Genomic DNA, 16391 nt, shown 5'->3' on the forward strand with positions numbered 1-16391 from the left:
GGTTCCTCACTCGGCCCGCAGGGCGTCCACGGGGTCCACGCCCGAGGCCCGCCGCGCGGGGAACCTCGAGGCGATCCAGGCCACCAGCAGCGGGAAGACCGCCACCACCGCGATGTCCAGGAAGCTTAAGCGCAGGGGGACGTAGGTGATGAAGTCGTACACCGCCGAGGGCAGCGGGATCAGCTTCCAGCGGTCCGCCACCAGGCACAGGGGCACCGACACCGCCAGGCCCCAGAAGGTGCCCACGGCCCCGATGCGGATGCCCTGCAGCTCGAAGAGCCGCTGCACCTGGCGGGGCGTCGCCCCCAGGGCCAGCAGCACGCCCAGGTCCCGGCGCTTTTCCGTCACCAGCAGCACCAGGCTGGCCACGATGTTGAAGACGGCGATGAGCACGATGAGCGAGAAGATCGCCGCCATCATCCACTTCTCCACCTTCAGCGCGGCGAAGAGGGCCCGGTTGGTGTCGCGCAGGTCCTGGGCGAGCCAGGGGCCCTTGCCGCCGCCGTTGAGGGCCCCCATGACCGCGGGCTTGGTGCGCTCGATGGCGTCGATGCTGGGGGCGCGCACCTCGATGAACTCGGCCTGTTCGCTCCCGGCAAGGCGCATGGAGTCGTTGATGTGGATGAAGCCCCAGGCCTTGTCGTACTCGCCGATGTGGCTGGTGAAGATGCCCGCCACCTTGTAGGCGGCCAGCTTGGGCTGGAGGCCCGAGAGGCCCAGGTCCAGCCGCATGAAGACGACAGCCACCGGGTCGCCCACGTGGATGCCCAGGTCCTTGGCGAGGGTGGCGCCCAGGAGGATCTCCCCTTCCTTGAGGCTCTCCACCGGCGTGGGCTCCAGGGAGTCGAAGATCCGCGAGGTGCCGTGGGCCGAGGCCGGGTCCACGCCCTTGAGCAGCAGCGGGGAAGGGGGGGCGGTGGAGTTGGTGGGCCGGATGAGGCCGTGGTCCATGCGCATGGGACTGGCCGCCACGACGCCGGGGGTCCGGCGGATGCGGGCCAGGGCGGCCTGGGTGTCCGGGATCTCCCCCTCCAGGTGGGCCACGGTGAAGTGCCCGGTGGCCGAGAAGAGGTTGGCCTGGATCTCCTCCAGGAGCCCGTTGGCGATGGCCAGGGCCACCACCATGGCGAACACCCCCAGGGCGATGCCCCAGCGCGCGAACCGCACCATGACGCGCACGAAGGCGCCCTTCTTGCGGGTATGGAGGTAGCGGTTGGCGACGAAGGCCTCGAAGGAGGTCACGGGCGTTCCCTCTCATGGTCGTGCAGGAAGCGCACCAGGATCCGGTCCACCAGTTCCCACACCTCGACGAGGGCTGCGATGGCCATGGCCAGGCCGATGCCCAGCATCAGCCCCCGGCCCAGGGGCGTGAACCAGAACTTGGCCACCCGCGGCCACCCCCAGATGAAGGCCGGCAGGCGCACCCGGTTGTAGGCCGCCAGGGTCCCCAGGAGCATGCCGCCCCAGAGCAGGTAGAAGAAGCGCAGGCTCCGGCCGAGGGAGTCCAGCAGCGGGGAGTAGGCCCGGGGCTTGGGCATCAGTTGCGGGCGACCAGCGGGGAGTCCTTGCCGTCCTTCATGGAAAGCACCTTCTTCTTGAGCATGGCCGCCGCCTCGGGCATGACCTCCAGGGCCTTCTTGACCTGGGGGTCCCGGCCGGAGATGTACTTGAACCCGGCTTCCATCCCGTAGGCCACGTTCTGCATCTCCATGGCCAGCTGGTCGCGCATCTCGGCCTGGTTGGCGGGGTCGTTCCACTCGGCGTCGGTGCACTCGATCTTCTGCTCCTTCATCCAGGCGTGGAAGGCCTTCATGAGGGCCTCGTCGGGCACCTGCTGGGGCTTGATGCCGTGCTTCTCCTTCTCGATCACCGCGAACTTGAAGAAGGCGCTGGTGCGGAACCGGAGGTTGCCCACGAAGGTGGTGAGCTTGGCCTGTTCGACGGTGTAGTCGGGGGTGATGCCCCCGCCGCCGTAGACCGTGCGGCCCAGGTCGGTCTTGTATACGGGGCCCTTGTCGCCCAGGGGCTCCTTGGTGTCCTCGGGCAGCAGGTAGTCGTCGATGCCGTGCTGGTAGTCGCGCTGGATGCACCGGCCCGAGGGGGTGTAGTAGCGGGCCGTGGTCAGCGCCAGGCCCCGGGTGCGGTTGATGGCCATGACGGCCTGCACGAGCCCCTTGCCCCAGCTGGTCTGGCCCACCACCACGCCGCGGTCGTGGTCCTGCACGGCGCCGGTGACGATCTCCGAGGCCGAGGCGGTGCCGCGGTTGATGAGGATGACCATGGGGAAGGTGTCGAGGACCGAACCCTTGGGGGTGCGGGTCTCCTGCATGTCCCGGCCGTCGCGGCCCTTCTGGGTGACGATGAGCTCGCCCGCGCCCAGGAGCTGCCGGCAGATGCCCGTGGCCGCGTCCAGCATGCCGCCGCCGTTGTTGCGCAGGTCCAGGAGGAGGTCGGTCATGCCCTGGGCCTTGAGGTTCCGCACGGCCTTCTCGAACTCCTCGGAGGTGGTCTCCCCGAAGTCCTTGATGGCGATGAGGCCCGTGGTGGGCGTGAGCATGAAGGCGTACTGGACGCTGTTGGAGGGGATCTCGCTGCGGGTGATGGAGAAGCGGATGAGGCCGGGGAAGCCCGCCCTCTGCACGGCCACCTCCACCACGGTGCCCTTGTCGCCGCGGAGCTTCTGGACCACGGCGGTGCTGGTGAAGCCCTCGGTGCTCTTGCCGTCCACCTCGCGGATGAAGTCCCCGGCGCGGATGCCCACCTTCTCGGAGGGGCCGCCGCGCACCGTGCTCACCACCACCACGCCGTCGGGCTGCTGCTGGATGATGGAGCCGATGCCGAAGAAGGAGCCGCGCTGGTCCTCGCGCATGGTGCGGAACTCGGACTCGTCCATGTAGTAGGAGTGGGGGTCCAGGGTGTGGAGCATGCCCGAGATGGAGGCGTGCGAGACCTGCTTGGGGGCAGGGGGGTCCACGGCCTGCTTCTGCACCAGGCCCATGATCTCCGTGAGGGTGTCGAGGGACCTCTGCCGGGCCTTCTCGTCCCCGGTGCGCCCCGCGAGCGGGGCGTAGACCGCCACCGTGATCGCGATGACCATCCAGATCCAGCTGCTCTTGAACCAACGCGCCATGTTCGCGCCCCTTCAGAATCCTTCGAGTATCCGTTGCGCCGTGTCACCCATCCGCTCCCGCCGGAGGCGGGTGGCGAGCACGATGGATTCGAGGTCCCGGTAGGCCCGGTCCAGCGTGTCGTTCACTACAAGATAGTCATATGCGGGGTACTCGCACAGTTCGTGCTTGGCATAATCCAGGCGCACCTGGATCTCCGCTTCGGGATCCCGCCCCCGGCTCCTCAGCCGGTTGGACAGTTCCGCTGCCGAAGGGGGGATGAGGAAGATCATCACCGCGTCGGGAATGGCCTCGTGGACGTTGCGGGCCCCCTGGGTCTCGATGTCCAGGAGGATGTCCTTGCCGGCCGCCAGGTGGGTCGTGATCCATTCCTTGCCAGTGCCATACTTATGCCCGTAGACCTCCACCCATTCCACGAGGCCGCCCGTGCGGATCATCTCGTCGAAGGTGGCTGGGGACACGAAGAAGTAGTCCTTGCCGTCCGTCTCCCCGGCCCTGGGGGCCCGGGTGGTGAAGGATATGGAAAAATCAAGATCAGGAAGGTCCTTTACCAGCCGCTTGGCCAAGGTGGATTTCCCGGTGCCCGACGGGGCGGAAAGGACGAATACGTTCCCGGAATGACCGATCAATGGGTGGCTCCAAAGGAACATCTTAGCCGCTTGTGGTCCCCCGGCGGAGGTCTCATACTCAGGACCCCGGTCAGCCGCACCTCGCGGGGCGAGGCGACAGGGGACGCACCACCCGGGGGTGACTGGTTTCGACAGGTTGCCGCAGGTGTGAGAGGCGCAGGCGGGGGTTTATCGGTTGGCCCCCTTATCAAGCCGATAAAAAACAAAAACGCCAACGACAACTTTGAATTGGCCCTCGCCGCCTAACCGGCGGACGAGCGAGTCCCCGTGATCTCCTGGTAGCGGGCTCGTTAAACTGTTGAAAGGGTGACTTCGGTCTGCCGGACGACAGGACAGGATAGGTTGCCGCGACGCCCCCTGACGGCAGCCGAGATTGGGGGGCACGTCCTCGATCGGGGTTGTCCGGTTCCCCGCAGAGGTCACGCGATCCGGACCAAGCCTGTAACGACCCTCCATGTCTCGCTTCTTGGACGCGGGTTCAACTCCCGCCACCTCCACCAATCAAAGGGCCCGGCGAAAGCCGGGCTGTTGTGTCGCGGAACCCAAACCTGTCGAGAACGACAGGATGGGGTTCAAGGTTCGCAGCGACGCGTCGGGGTGAATTTCCGGGCCAGCAGGCGTTTTGTCGAAATCAGGGTTGGGTTCGATTCAATTCGTAGCTGGTGCTGCGGCCTCCGGCGTCTCTTTTCCTGAGTACGCCGTGCATCACCAGGTCGTTGATGTCCCGCAAGGCCGTGTCCTGGGAACATTTGGCGATGGCTGCCCATTTGCTGGTGGTCAGGTTGCCTTTGAATCCGTCCAGCAGCTTGATGAGCAGCTTGACTTGGCGTTCGTTCAACGCGAGTCCAGCCCAGCGCTGCCAAAAACGGCCCTTGGCCAGGACTTCGTCAAGCGCGATCTGGGCCCGAAGGACCGCCCGGTGCAGGACATCCAGGAACCAGGCGAGCCAAAGCGTGACATCCAGAGACCCCCTTTGGGTCTGCTCCAGGATCGCGTAGTAGGCCTTTCTTTCCCTCTGGATCTGGGCCGACAGGCTGTAGAACCTCTGGGAACTTCCGTCCGCGCGCGCAAGGAGCAGGTCGCCGATGGCGCGTCCGAGGCGGCCATTGCCGTCGTCAAAGGGATGCAAGGTGACGAACCACAGGTGGCCCAGCCCGGCCCTGATCAGTGGCGGTTCGACGGGCTTATCGTCGGTCCAACGGAGAAACCGGTCCATCTCGGCTTCCAGGCGGGCCGCGGGCGGTGCCTCGAAGTGCACGTGTTCACGGCCCGTGGGGCCGGACACGACCTGCATGGGACCCTTGGCATCGTCACGCCAGGCGCCGACCCGTAGCCTGGACAGGCCGGAGTACCCCGTGGGAAACAGGGCGGCATGCCAACCGAACAGCCGATCCCGGGTCATTCGAGCCTGGCTGTTGATGGTGGCGTCGATCGTGATGTCCACGACACCGTCGGCATGTCGGTCCACAGGGGCAAGGGTTCCGATGTCGATGCCCAGGCGGCGGGCGACGGATGAGCGGACCGAATGCGCATCCAGGATCTCTCCCTCGATTTCGCTGGTCTTGAGGGCATCCTCGGTGAGGGCCGCGAGGTTGGCCCGGGCTCGTGTGTCCAGGCCCACATCGGCGAGGCGCCCGAGCAGCAGTCCCTGGGCATGGCTGGCTTTCGCCATTGGGTCGGCTAGGGCCGCCAGGTCGAAACGCCATTCTGGCCAATCGTTTGATTGCCAAAGGAAGGGATAATCTCCGCTCTTCATGCGGTAAATATGGGGTGCTTTCACCGCTTTGACAAGATTATCGATGCAATTATTGCGGTGAATACAGGCGGCGTTCGCCGCACATTCAGCCCGTCAAGTTGGCTTCCCGGTTAGTGGAGGTCGGGGAAGGGCATTCCAGCCGTCTGATTGGCATCCAACGAACGGCCATACTCCAGCCCTGACATCATTTCCTTCACGGCACAGGGCTTGTGATCCCTAGTTCTTGATTGGCTTTTAACAGCCCTGTGAAAGATAGGTGAGAACCATGACCGTGGCGTTGTCCCGGACAGGAGGTGTCATGTTGGATGAGGCCGTTCACATCCTGCGCAACCTCCCTGGGAATGCGTTGGAGAATCACCTGGGGGAGGGATGAGTCCCCGCGCTCACTGGGCATCCTAGCCGGCAAAATGCACGCTCGAAAAGATCCTGATCGCCGCGACGCCGGCAAGCTAGGGCCCTGGCGCACTTCCGCTACGAAGTTGGGCGAAGGTGGCGCGGATGGCTCAATCGTAGGTCCCAACGGGCGCGCATGACCTGGGAGCGGATGAACAAGCTGCTGGCTCGTTTTCCGCTGGCACCTGTCATCAGTTATGCCTCGAAACTACGCCCTCAGCGACCGTGATACGAGGAGCCGGATGCGGTAGTCCCGCACGTCCGGATCTGAGGGGGGCCGGGGGCGCAAGCTCCCCGGCCTACCCGACTATTTGGGATGAAAAGGGATGGGGCCCCAGACTCCAATAACGCGATGAAGTGTTCAGACTTCAGAGGGCCCGGCGAAAGGCGGGCCCTCTGTGCTATTTGAGCGCCTTGTCGAAGAAGTCCGCAAGTTCCGGGCCCAGCTTTTTCAGATAGGCGGCCCGGTCGAACCCGGGTGGATCGGCGGCGATGTCGCCGTCCGGGGTCTGGATGGGGATGCTGGGGGTATCCATGAAGGCGAAGTGCCAGGCGTTGGGCACCAGGTGCAGTTCCGCGCCGGGCAGGTTCTTTGCGATCCACATGGCGTGGAAGCGCGGGACCAGCCAGCGGTCCTTCGCTCCGGCATGGATCGCCACCGGGATCTGGACCGTGGCCAGGGACTCGGCCGTGAACAGGACGCCCAAGGGGGCCAGGGCCACCACGGCGCGGATCCGGTCGTCCTTGAGGGACGGGCCGGCCTGGGGCGGGACGGTGGGCCGCTCGGACCCGACGGTGCGGCAGTACAGGGGGTCGTCCTTGCCTTCCTCCCGGCAGTGCCGCTTCGACTGGGCAGGGTCGGCGATACCTCCGGCCAGGGCAAGGACCGTATAGCCGCCGGCCGAATGACCCAGGGCGCCGATCCGCGGGCCCTTGGCGTCGCGGGCGATGCGGTCCTTCCAGGCGGGGTCGGCCATCAAGGCGTCGATGACCCGGCCGACCTGGCGCGGCCGTTCGGAGAAGTACCGCTCCGGGGTCTTGTTCAACAAGGAACTGTCCATCCAGTTGTCGCCCGGATGGCGGAGGGCGGCCACCAGGTAGCCACGGGCGGCCAGGGCCTCGGCCAATCGGCCATGGGCGAGTTCCGACCCGGCCAGTCCATGGCTCACCACGATCAGGCCCTTGACCGTGGGTTCCGGCTCACCCTTGATGGCGGCGTGGACCTTGAAGGGACCCATGGGGATGTCCCGGGCTGGCGATGGGCTGGGGTAGGTGAGCGCCACCGTGATGGCCGGTGCGCCTTCGTCCTTGGCGGGAACCTCGTAGCTGGACCAGCCCACCTGGGCGGCCAGGGGAAGGGCCGCGAAAATCAGGAACGAAAGGGAGACCAGGCAGAAACGCGCAGCTGCTTTCATGACAATCCTCCAGGGATGGATGGCGCTGCTGTTGATCGAAATCGTTCCTTCGCGGCGGCTCGGTGCCGCCATGTCGTCGTGCGGGGCCATGGTATGCCTCCTCGTCTGCTTTGTCTGGGTTAAAGAGGTCATCAGGCAGTCTTCTTGACGAAGCGCAGGCCAAGAATGACGGCGACATCGTTGCGGGTGGCAGCCTTGCCGCCTCCCGTGAGCGGCTTGAACCTGGAGACATAGTCCCGGACCTCGAGGCGCAGGTGAACGCGGCGGATGGCGAACTCGCCTCCCGCGCTGCCATAGGCGGCGAGGTTCCAGGTTGGATCGGCGGGGAGCTCGGGGATGTTGTAGGTCCGGGCGCCGCCGCCGATGCCGGCGAAAGGCGCGACTGTCCAGGCGCCGCCCAGGGACCTGGGGGTGCCGCGCGTTTCGGCCCCGACATCCCAGGTGAAGATGTCGAGCTTGGGCTCGCCGGCGATGGCGAGGGCGTGGCTCCGCGCCCATTGGAAGGTGCCCGTGACGGCGAACGACGGGCGGGGGACATAGGACACGACCAACGCCGTCAGATCGGCGCCCTTGATGCCGGCCCGCTGGGCGCCGGTGGGAATGAGCCAGCCGCCGGTGAGGTAGAGTTCCCATGCGTCCGCCTGTCGGGGGGGTGTGTGGGCTTCGGCCGGGCGCATGGAGGCGAGGCCCAGAACGGCCGCCCCAAGGGCCGCGAACACGGTGCGCGTGAAACCCGGAGGGCGGGAAGGGGCTGTTCGGGGGTGAGTGGTGGGGTTTGCACGACGGGCGGGCATTCGGGATTCCCTTCAGGTGGATGGAGCCAGTGGGCGCACCGGTGGGCGTCTTGCGGGCGTTCTCCGTGTCCATGCCGCCGTGCGGCAACTGTGACCGAAAATGAGACTGAGACCATCTATTAATAATTGGGCTGACTTCGGCGCCGGGACGATCGGAAGTGTATACGGCATACACTGTTCTGTATACGGTATACACTGTAGGGGTTTAGTCAATGGCCCATGGAAAGGGAGCGACATGGCAGGTAGGACTGGCCAAGGGCACCGGCCGAGCCCCGGGGACACCCCCAAGGCCTCCGGCGATCCCGAGGGCGCGGGCCGGGAGCTAGAAAAGCGGAGCGAACGGCTCTGGGAGGCGCAGCCCCGGCCAGGCCGGGGCTTCAAGCCCACGAAGAGCCGCGAGGACATCATGCAGGCCGCGATCGCCCTGGCCGATGGAGATGGCCTTGCAGCGCTTACGATGCACGCGGTCGCCGAAAGGCTCGGGTTCACGACGATGGCGCTTTACCGCTACTTCCCGAACAAGGAGGCGTTGATGGACGCGGCCGTCGACGCCGCCATGGGAAGGCCGCCGGAAAGGTGCGGTCCGCGGGGGGGCTGGCGTCAGGAGGTGAAACACTGGGCCCATGCGAAGCGGGCGATGCTGTGTTCGCGGCCCTGGCTGGCGGAATTGCCGTTCGTGGCGGCTCCCCATGGCCCCAACTGGCTGAGCTGGCACGAAGCGTTCCTTCAGGCCATCGCCGACACGCCCCTGAGCCCCGAGGACCGGATGGACATGCTCAGCGTGGTCCATGGATATGTGAGCGGAGCCTCGGACACGGCCATCTCGCTCGCCAGGGCCCTGTCCCGCGGCATTCCAGCCGAAGCGTGGGCGAAGGCCGTGGGCGCGGACCTCCGCCGGGCGATCAACGACCCGCGCTACCCGAATCTGTCCGCCATCCTCACCTCGCAATCGGGAGGGATCACGGATTCGTCGCCGATGCCGGTGCGCGCGGGAAGGCCGCGCACGATGGAGGAGGGCTTCGACTTCGGCCTTGAACGGGTGCTGGACGGAATCGAATGCTACCTGAACCTGAACGCAGGCTCCTGAGCCATTCCAGCCAGGGCAGGATGGCCTTGTTCCCCTTTCATAGGCCTTGTGCTGCATACAATTGACGGTTGAATGCGTACAAAATTCCGTCAAGGGATCGCCATGAATATCACTCGGTAACTGGATTCGGAATGGAAACCGGCTTTGGGGTGCACTGAGCCCTTCGCCGTTGCCTGGGCTGCTTCTCTGGCCGCCTCCCAGGGTTCCTGAGCGATCCGCAGTGTCCGCCTCAGGTGTGATGCGCGAACCTACAAGAATTGCTACGCGGTGGGGATTCCCAACTCAAACCGGGCTACCGGGATTCTGTGGGCGGAGGCGCTCGGCGCCAACCTGCCGGATGGCAGCCTCGGGTTGAGCAGTTTCGAAGGCATCACCGACGCGGCCATCGAGGCCTCCGGCGTCCTCCTGGGGAGCGGAAGCGTCAGTGTGGACATTGATTCCTCCCGGACCGGCCTGATGATCGAGGTGACGGTCGTCCGGGAACAGGGCACCGGCCGTGCGCTGCTCCTCCATGACCACGGCAATCTTGCGCGGCTGGAAAAGGATGGCGTCCTGGTGCGCGGGGAGGACGCCCTGCCGGAAGGGGCGAAGGGTGTTCCCATCCGGCAGCTGTTGGCCGAGCTACCCATCGAGAGCCTCATGGATCTGGCGAGGACCCTCTCCCGGGAAGACCGGGCAAAGCTCCAGCGTGGCTTTGCCATGAACATGAAGATCGCCAAGCACGGCTTGGGGATTCTTCCGGGTGGATTCGCTGGGCCCGGCCGTCCGGAAGCTCCGGTGGCCCTGTCCCACCTGGTCAGTGCCGGGGTGTTCGCGCGCATGTCCGGGGAATCCAACCCGGTGATGACCCTGGCCGGATCCGGCAACAATGGGATCACCTTGTCGATCCCGGTTTTCGAAGGCGGCAGGCGGGCTGGCCATGCGGAAGAGCGGGTCGAGGAAGCCCTGGCTTTCGGCTGACTCATGGCCTCCGCGGCCACCTGGCACCTCGGGTCCCTCTCCGCCATCTGCGGGGCGGCGAACGCCGCGGGCATAGGAATCGCGTCAGCCTTCGTCTTCCTGGAGGGTGGCAGCCACGAGCAGGTGAGCCTTGCCGTCAACACCATGGTCGGCAACCTGGCGGGGATGATTTGCGATGGGGCCAAGATCGGTTGCGCCATGAAGACCCTGACCGGGGTGGAAGCCGCCTTCCGGGCGGCCAGCATGGCCCTGGCGGGCATGGGCATTCCTGCGACGGACGGCATCGTCGGGAAGGACGGAAGGGCTTCGCTCTCCAATCTGGGACGGCTGGCCCAACGGGGTATGGCCGGCGTGGACACGGAGATCCTGCGGATCATGCAGGACAAATTGCGACCGTAATGCCGATGCCCTGAACCTTTCAAGGAAGGCCAGGAAACGGATCGGCGACAGCCGGTCCCGACCTCGTTGTTCCCGTAAAGGAGCGGAAAGCCAAGGTCCAGCCACTCCTGGCTGCCAGGTTGATCCAGCCCAGCCATTCATTGACGGAGGGGCCACCTGGCCAGGAGGCAGGTCCCTCCCCCATCGCGGGGCGCAAGGAGGATCTGCCCCTTATGCTTTTCCACGATGGTGGAAAAGGCGAGGGCGAGCCCTTGTCCGGAACCGCGGCCCACGGGCTTGGTGGTGAAGAAGGGCTCGAAGACCCGCTCCCGGATTTCCTCTGGAATCCCCGTTCCATTGTCCGCCACGCGGAGTTCCACCTGGTCCCCCGTGAGGCGGAGGGAAAGTTCGATCCGCCCCCTGGCGAGCTTGCCCCGCTCGATCTGCTCGCCGATGGCATGGGCGGCGTTGATCACCAGGTTCATGACGACCTGCCCGATCTCGTCGCGCAGGCAGGCCACGGGCGGCAGGTCCGGGTCGATTTCCAGCTCCAGATCCGCGACGTGCTTCCATTCACTTTGGGAAACCGTGACGGCGGAACGGGCGATTGCCCCGAGATCCTCCAGTTCCATGACGCCGCTTGAAGCGTGGGAGAAGGTTTTCATCGCCTTGACGATGCCGGCGATGCGGGAAAGTCCCTCGGAGCATTGGGCCAAGGCCAGGGGCGCCTGCTCCCGGACGAATTCGAGATCCGCTGCATCCCGCAAGGAATCGAAGTCGGAAAGCTGTTCTGCGTTGCTGGATGTCTCACGCATCTTTCCGACGAGGATCAAGGATGCATCGATGAGAGCCAGGAGGGGCTCCAGCGTCGACCGGAGGAAGGTGATGTTGTCGGCGACGAACTGGGTGGGGGTGTTGATTTCATGGGCAATCCCCGCGGCGAGCTGGCCGATGGATTCCATCTTCTGCATCTGGAGCATTCGAACCTGGGTCTGCTTCAGTTCCGCGAGCGTCTTTTGCAGTTCCGCACGCTCCGCGGCCAGCTCCTGGGTTTTCCGCTCGACGACCTTCTCGAGGGTGAGGTTCTGTTCCAGAAAGTGGAGGGTTGAGCTTTCACGGGCTCGAATGTCGAGTTGCCGGCGTATGAGGACCTCGATGGTCTTGTCCCGGGCGGCCAGTTGGCGCCTCAGCTCCGCCAGGGTGTCCTGGTCTCCGCAACTCATGCCGCACCGGGCCTTCCCAGGACGATGCCCGTAAGCGTCTGGTTCACATGGATGCCGTTGAACTGCTCTCCATAGGTGGAGAAGCCGAAGACCTGCCGGCTGGCCATCAACGCTCCCACGGCACCGTCGTTTCCGAGGTTCTCGAATTCCAGTCGCCGGAGGATGCAGTCGCAGGCCAGAACCGCGAGAGGGTCGCCAGCCTTCTGCCGCACCTCTGCGAGGGTCCGGTCGAGCAGGGCGAAGGGATCGACGGATTCCCCGATACTGACCACCAGGCCTTCATCGATGGCGCAGTACAGGGCCAGGGACTGGTCCGGGAGCGCTCTGGCAATGGAGCGCACGTGGTGTTCCGTCCCGATGGACATCAGGAACGGATGTTGTGAGAAAACCTTCGCATTCAACTCCTCCAAAGGGAGGCCCAAGGCCCGGGCGTAGACGGCGGCGGCCGGCTCGCCATTGACCTCGAGGATGAGGCGGCGGTCAGCATCCGCCTCCGTAATGACAAGGTTCTGCCTGCCAGGAATGAAATGCTTCAGCATGAAGGGCACGACCGGGCCACGGGCCCGGAAGCTGGCCAGGACGGCCGCATCACTCAAGAACCGGCCATCGAAATAGACGAAGGTCCGGGTAAAACCCAGATCGTCGCCCGCGGAACCACCGATTATCGGCGTATTCCCCAGGGCCAGATAGATGGCCGAAGTCACACGTTCCTCCATCATCGACAACCCGTCGATCACCAGGAAGCCGAAGGGATGCAGCCGCCCCGAGGGGGCCTCCTCCCGGATGGCAGCGGCGATGCCGACGACCTGATCCTGGAACCCGGCCAGAGGATGGATCAGGTGGGGCACCATGGACAGGTTCCCGCCGCGAAAGCCCGTGGCTGCCATTCCGCCTTTCTGGAAGCCGTGGGGCCCGACCTGCCCCGCGGAGGTGCAGCCGATGATCGGACATGCAAAGGACCGCTGCAGTTCCGCCGCGACCTGGTCCAGGTCATAACTCGAGGAACAGAAGAAGAAGAGGGCATCCAGACCCGCGTCTCCAACCTGGGACTTCAGGTCCGCAACCGCCACCCGGGGGTCGGGATCCTGGGTCATGCCGTGCCGCACCGAATCGTCCATCGAGGCTCCACCCTATGACATATCTATCGAACTCAACGACCAAGGCATTAAGGGAATTCCATCGGCGAATCACCCCTGGGACCCCTATTTCACGAAGGACTCCATGGTCACTGAGAGGGTGGCCAGGACGACGGGATCATATCGGCCGCGCTGCATTCGTAATTCCTCCAATGCAACATATTTGGACTTAACGCTTTGCTCGATCGCGTTGAAGTCCTGGAGTGCTCGCAGGACGCGGGCCCCCAGGGGAATCGCCTCGCCGCGGATCGAATCCTCGGGTATGCCCGTCCCATCGAGGTTCTTCCCCTGGTACCTGACGATCTGGGCGACGCCTTCCAGCTTCGGGATGGGCTGGAGCAGGTTGGCGGCGCGCTCGATGGCAGCGCTGAGCTGGGCCTTCCCGGCTGGGTCCTCAAGCTTTCTCCGGGCCCATTGCAGCCGCACCTCGGATGTCAGGGACACCAGCCAGAGGGGCGAATACAGTGCTGCGAGGGTGATCGACCAATCATCTGCCACCCCCATCGCCCTGGCCACGAGGGCAGCACGGTGGGCCAGGGTCTGCGCGGCCAGGTAGACGGCAGGGTCAAGGACTTCGAGGATTCCGGTCATCGCTTCGATGCTGCGGGTGAGCGTGACCTCGAGGAGGTCCCTCTCCCCGGCGATCAGGTGGTATTGCCGGATGCCGGCATCCACGACCCGGCTGATTTCCTCCGTGTCACAGGGTTTTGAAAGGAACCTGAAGACCTGGCCACTGTTGATGGACTCCAGCAGTGTGACGGGACCGGGGTGTCCCGTGAACATGATGCGGATCGTGTCAGGGGCCAGGACCTGGGCCTTTTTCAGGAACTCGATCCCGTTCATGCCGGGCATCGCCATGTCCGCGACGACCACCGCATACGGTCCGCTCGTTTCCATCGCCTTCAGGGCCTGCGCGCCGCTGGCGGCGAGCTCCAGATCGTAGCGTTTCTTGAAATTGCGATGGACCGATTCAAGCAGGCTTTCATCGTCGTCCACGAAAAGCACCTTTTCATTCAAGGATCGCCTCCGGATTGAAAAAGGGGTCGGCCACGGCTTTCCATGCCTGCAACCGGTCGCCGGCAAGGGACGCAGGTTCCAGCGGCCCAAGCTTGCGATGAATATCGAATACCATCCGATCACCCTGGGCCATGGAAAGGAATTCCGCGCCCTGGATGATACTCGTGGGATTTATCGTTTTTTCCGGGTCAAACCGGTCATGGTGGCGGCTAACGGCCTCGACCACGGCGTTGGGGAGCCCCCAAAGTCCCAGGAGGTAGCCTCCGACCTCTCCGTGGTGGATTCCCATGACCTGTGTTTCCGCTTCGGCAATCTCCAGGGGCCCCTCGGCGACCATCCGGTAAATTTGGTTGTAGTGTTCGGGCAAGGCAGAGATCAGCAGCAGCAGGCCCACATCATGGAGAAGGCCACTCGTGAAGCTGTCGGACCTCCCGGTCCTGTCCAGGCCTTCCAGGGCCGCGATCGCCTGGGAAGCCCTGGCCATGCCGAGGCTGTGGCTCCAAAGGTGGAGGCAGCGGAATTCGGGAGGACTTCCCTTCATTTGCTGGAACACACCGTGGAGCAGGGAAATCGCCTTCAGGGTCTCCACGCCCAGGAAGGAAACGGCCTCCGTCGGGCTTGAAACCCGTTGACGGAGACCGAAATAGGAAGAGTTGACCAACTTGAGGATGTTGGCGGTAAGCCCCGGATCCCGTTGAACGACAGCTCCGAGGTCCGCAACGGTCGTCGTCTCGGACGTGAGCAGCTTCTGGATTTCGAGATAGGTGCCGGGAATCACGGGGAGATGGGAAATGCCTCCGAGGATCTTGCGTATGGCATGGCCTTTCAGGTTCCTTCCCACCAGGCTCGCCCCGCGGATCACCGACCGCAGCAGGTCCGGATCGCAGGGTTTCGTGAGGAACTGGTGGGCCGCGCCCTCCGCCTGCAGGATGAGATCCATTTCAGCATGTCCGGACAATACGAGCCGGATGGTTTCCGGGTAGAGGTCTCGAACTCGGTTAAGGAATTCCGCTCCATTCATACCGGGCATCCGGAGATCGGTCACGACCACATCGAAAGGGGTTGCCGCAAGGGTAACCAGGCCTTCCGCGCCGCTGGCCTCGAAGCTCATCTCCCATTCCCCGCGCATGTCGCGCAGGAGTCGCCTGAGCCCCTGGAGCACAAATGGCTCATCGTCTACAAACAAGACTCGAATTTTTTCGTCCATGGTCCTTCCAGGCTCTTCCTTATGTATCGATCAAATTCAAGTGAAGCTGAATCTCATCCAATACTTGATCTGGTCGATACGGTAAGCAGGTCATGGGCAGGCGCCGCCACTACTGTTCATGTTCCCATTTGTGGCCAGTGTCTGACTTGAGGGAGGATCCGAGTGTCGCGGCCCAGAATTCTCCTCGTCGATGACCAGAAAATGATCCTGCTCGGCCTGGAACGCATGCTTCGGCGGATGCGCAATGCTTGGGATGTGGTCCTCGCGGGGTCGGGAAGGGAGGCCCAGGGGTGCATGGAGGATCAGGCCTTCGATGTCCTCCTCAGTGACCTGAACATGCCGGGTTTCGGCGGAGCCGAATTGCTGGAATGGAGCCGGGAAAGGCATCCCGGCACCATCCGGATCGTGCTTTCGGGTCATCAGAACAAGCCCATGATCCTGGCTTCGACGCGCACCGCCCACCGTTTCCTGACCAAACCGTGCGAGCCGGATGTTCTCGTGGCGACCCTCTCCGAAACCTTGGAGGCTTGCCTGCTCCCCGCCGGAAAGGGAGGTGTCCGCCAGGCGGTGGTGGGGATGGGCAGCCTCCCGGTGGGCCCTGGTGCCGCCAGGGGCGTTGCGGAGCAGCTCCAGGACCCCTCCGGGACGGTTCCTTGTCTCCAGGACCATTTTCTGGAAGATGCCGGCCTGGCTTCGATGGTGCTTCACTTTGTCAATTCAGCCTTTTTTGGCGTCCCGAGGCCGATCCTCAATCCCTGGGAGGCGTTCCAGCTTCTTGATCGGGATAGCTGGCCGGCGATCAGGGTTGATCCGGTGCCGTCCGAACTGGAATCCCGGCTCCAGCCCCTCCGGGAAAAGCACCTGGCCCAGGCCCGGCACGCGCTCTCCATCACCCGGTCCGAGGGCGCACCGGTCGAAGTCCAGAACCTGGCCTACATCGGCGGGCTCCTGGCCGTTGCCGGCCCCATGATCCTCGCCATCTCGTTCCCTGAACGGTTCGAGGAGGCGATGGCTCAGCCGCAGGCTTTGGGGGTCGACCTCCAACAGCTTGCCTACCACTATTTCAGACTCAGGGGCCTTCCCGCCCCCCTTCTGGAAATCGTGGGCAACCCTCGGGAACCGGGGAGGTACCGCCAGCCACCCTCTCTTGCCTTGGCGGCCGTCCATGTCGCCTCTGGAAAACCTGATGAATCGTTTCTTTCTGGTACGCCGTTCCTCGGCCGGGTTCCCACATGGCAACGCCTCCACGTTCCTGCCCAAGGATGATT

General features: G+C 64.5%; 15 protein-coding genes and 1 other RNA gene. 5 read left to right on the forward strand and 11 right to left on the reverse strand.

Annotated elements, in window-relative coordinates; genetic code table 11:
- Positions 1 to 6: 6 nt before the first annotated feature.
- Genes RAH40_RS18305 through gmk form a run of 4 tightly spaced genes read right to left on the reverse strand, consistent with a single transcriptional unit; the run spans position 7 to position 3778 of the window.
- Positions 7 to 1242 (reverse strand): ABC transporter permease, encoded by a 1236-nt coding sequence (locus RAH40_RS18305; RefSeq protein WP_306599041.1) that lies wholly within the window; start codon positions 1240 to 1242, stop codon positions 7 to 9.
- A complete protein-coding gene (locus RAH40_RS18310; protein WP_306599042.1) occupies positions 1239 to 1538 on the reverse strand; it encodes a hypothetical protein in 300 nt (99 codons plus the stop codon). The genes RAH40_RS18305 and RAH40_RS18310 overlap by 4 nt, the downstream gene beginning before the upstream one ends.
- On the reverse strand, positions 1538 to 3130 hold the full coding sequence (locus RAH40_RS18315; protein WP_306599043.1) for a S41 family peptidase: 1593 nt from the start codon (positions 3128 to 3130) through the stop codon (positions 1538 to 1540). Before RAH40_RS18315 ends, RAH40_RS18310 begins: the two co-directional genes overlap by 1 nt.
- Positions 3131 to 3142: 12 nt before the next feature.
- Positions 3143 to 3778 (reverse strand): guanylate kinase, encoded by a 636-nt coding sequence (gene gmk, locus RAH40_RS18320; protein ID WP_306599044.1) that lies wholly within the window; start codon positions 3776 to 3778, stop codon positions 3143 to 3145.
- Positions 3779 to 3871: 93 nt separating this feature from the next.
- On the opposite strand from gmk, the gene ssrA reads away from it, so the two are divergent.
- Positions 3872 to 4257, forward strand: a transfer-messenger RNA (tmRNA) gene (gene ssrA / locus RAH40_RS18325).
- 131 nt (positions 4258 to 4388) lie between these two features.
- Here ssrA and RAH40_RS18330 read toward each other — a convergent pair.
- The 3 genes from RAH40_RS18330 to RAH40_RS18340 form a co-directional block, all read right to left on the reverse strand.
- A complete protein-coding gene (locus RAH40_RS18330; protein WP_306599045.1) occupies positions 4389 to 5513 on the reverse strand; it encodes a Fic family protein in 1125 nt (374 codons plus the stop codon).
- A 794-nt stretch (positions 5514 to 6307) separates the two neighbouring features.
- Entirely contained in the window at positions 6308 to 7321 is a 1014-nt protein-coding gene (locus tag RAH40_RS18335; protein WP_306599046.1) for a hypothetical protein, read from the reverse strand.
- Positions 7322 to 7452: 131 nt separating this feature from the next.
- Positions 7453 to 8040 (reverse strand): hypothetical protein, encoded by a 588-nt coding sequence (locus RAH40_RS18340; protein ID WP_306599047.1) that lies wholly within the window; start codon positions 8038 to 8040, stop codon positions 7453 to 7455.
- Between the two features lie 481 nt (positions 8041 to 8521).
- Between RAH40_RS18340 and RAH40_RS18345 the strand changes: the two genes are divergently transcribed.
- From RAH40_RS18345 to RAH40_RS18355, 3 genes are all read left to right on the forward strand, one after another.
- Complete coding sequence (locus RAH40_RS18345; RefSeq protein WP_306599048.1) at positions 8522 to 9202, forward strand: TetR/AcrR family transcriptional regulator; 681 nt, start codon at positions 8522 to 8524, stop codon at positions 9200 to 9202.
- A 267-nt stretch (positions 9203 to 9469) separates the two neighbouring features.
- On the forward strand, positions 9470 to 10162 hold the full coding sequence (locus RAH40_RS18350; protein ID WP_306599049.1) for a hypothetical protein: 693 nt from the start codon (positions 9470 to 9472) through the stop codon (positions 10160 to 10162).
- A gap of 3 nt (positions 10163 to 10165) precedes the next feature.
- Positions 10166 to 10561 (forward strand): L-serine ammonia-lyase, iron-sulfur-dependent, subunit alpha, encoded by a 396-nt coding sequence (locus tag RAH40_RS18355; RefSeq protein WP_306599050.1) that lies wholly within the window; start codon positions 10166 to 10168, stop codon positions 10559 to 10561.
- 137 nt (positions 10562 to 10698) lie between these two features.
- On the opposite strand, the gene RAH40_RS18360 is transcribed toward RAH40_RS18355, so the two are convergent.
- From RAH40_RS18360 to RAH40_RS18375, 4 genes are all read right to left on the reverse strand, one after another.
- Positions 10699 to 11763, reverse strand: coding sequence for a sensor histidine kinase (locus RAH40_RS18360; RefSeq protein WP_306599051.1), 1065 nt, complete (start codon positions 11761 to 11763; stop codon positions 10699 to 10701).
- A complete protein-coding gene (locus RAH40_RS18365; protein WP_306599052.1) occupies positions 11760 to 12881 on the reverse strand; it encodes an FIST N-terminal domain-containing protein in 1122 nt (373 codons plus the stop codon). Before RAH40_RS18365 ends, RAH40_RS18360 begins: the two co-directional genes overlap by 4 nt.
- An 84-nt stretch (positions 12882 to 12965) precedes the next feature.
- Positions 12966 to 13916 (reverse strand): HD domain-containing phosphohydrolase, encoded by a 951-nt coding sequence (locus RAH40_RS18370; protein ID WP_306599053.1) that lies wholly within the window; start codon positions 13914 to 13916, stop codon positions 12966 to 12968.
- Positions 13909 to 15123, reverse strand: coding sequence for an HDOD domain-containing protein (locus RAH40_RS18375; RefSeq protein WP_306599054.1), 1215 nt, complete (start codon positions 15121 to 15123; stop codon positions 13909 to 13911). Before RAH40_RS18375 ends, RAH40_RS18370 begins: the two co-directional genes overlap by 8 nt.
- Before the next feature lie 162 nt (positions 15124 to 15285).
- On the opposite strand from RAH40_RS18375, the gene RAH40_RS18380 reads away from it, so the two are divergent.
- Positions 15286 to 16389, forward strand: coding sequence for a response regulator (locus RAH40_RS18380; protein WP_306599055.1), 1104 nt, complete (start codon positions 15286 to 15288; stop codon positions 16387 to 16389).
- The last annotated feature ends 2 nt before the right edge of the window (positions 16390 to 16391 follow it).

This window comes from Geothrix sp. 21YS21S-2 (assembly GCF_030846775.1).
Taxonomy (GTDB): Bacteria; Acidobacteriota; Holophagae; order Holophagales; family Holophagaceae; genus Mesoterricola.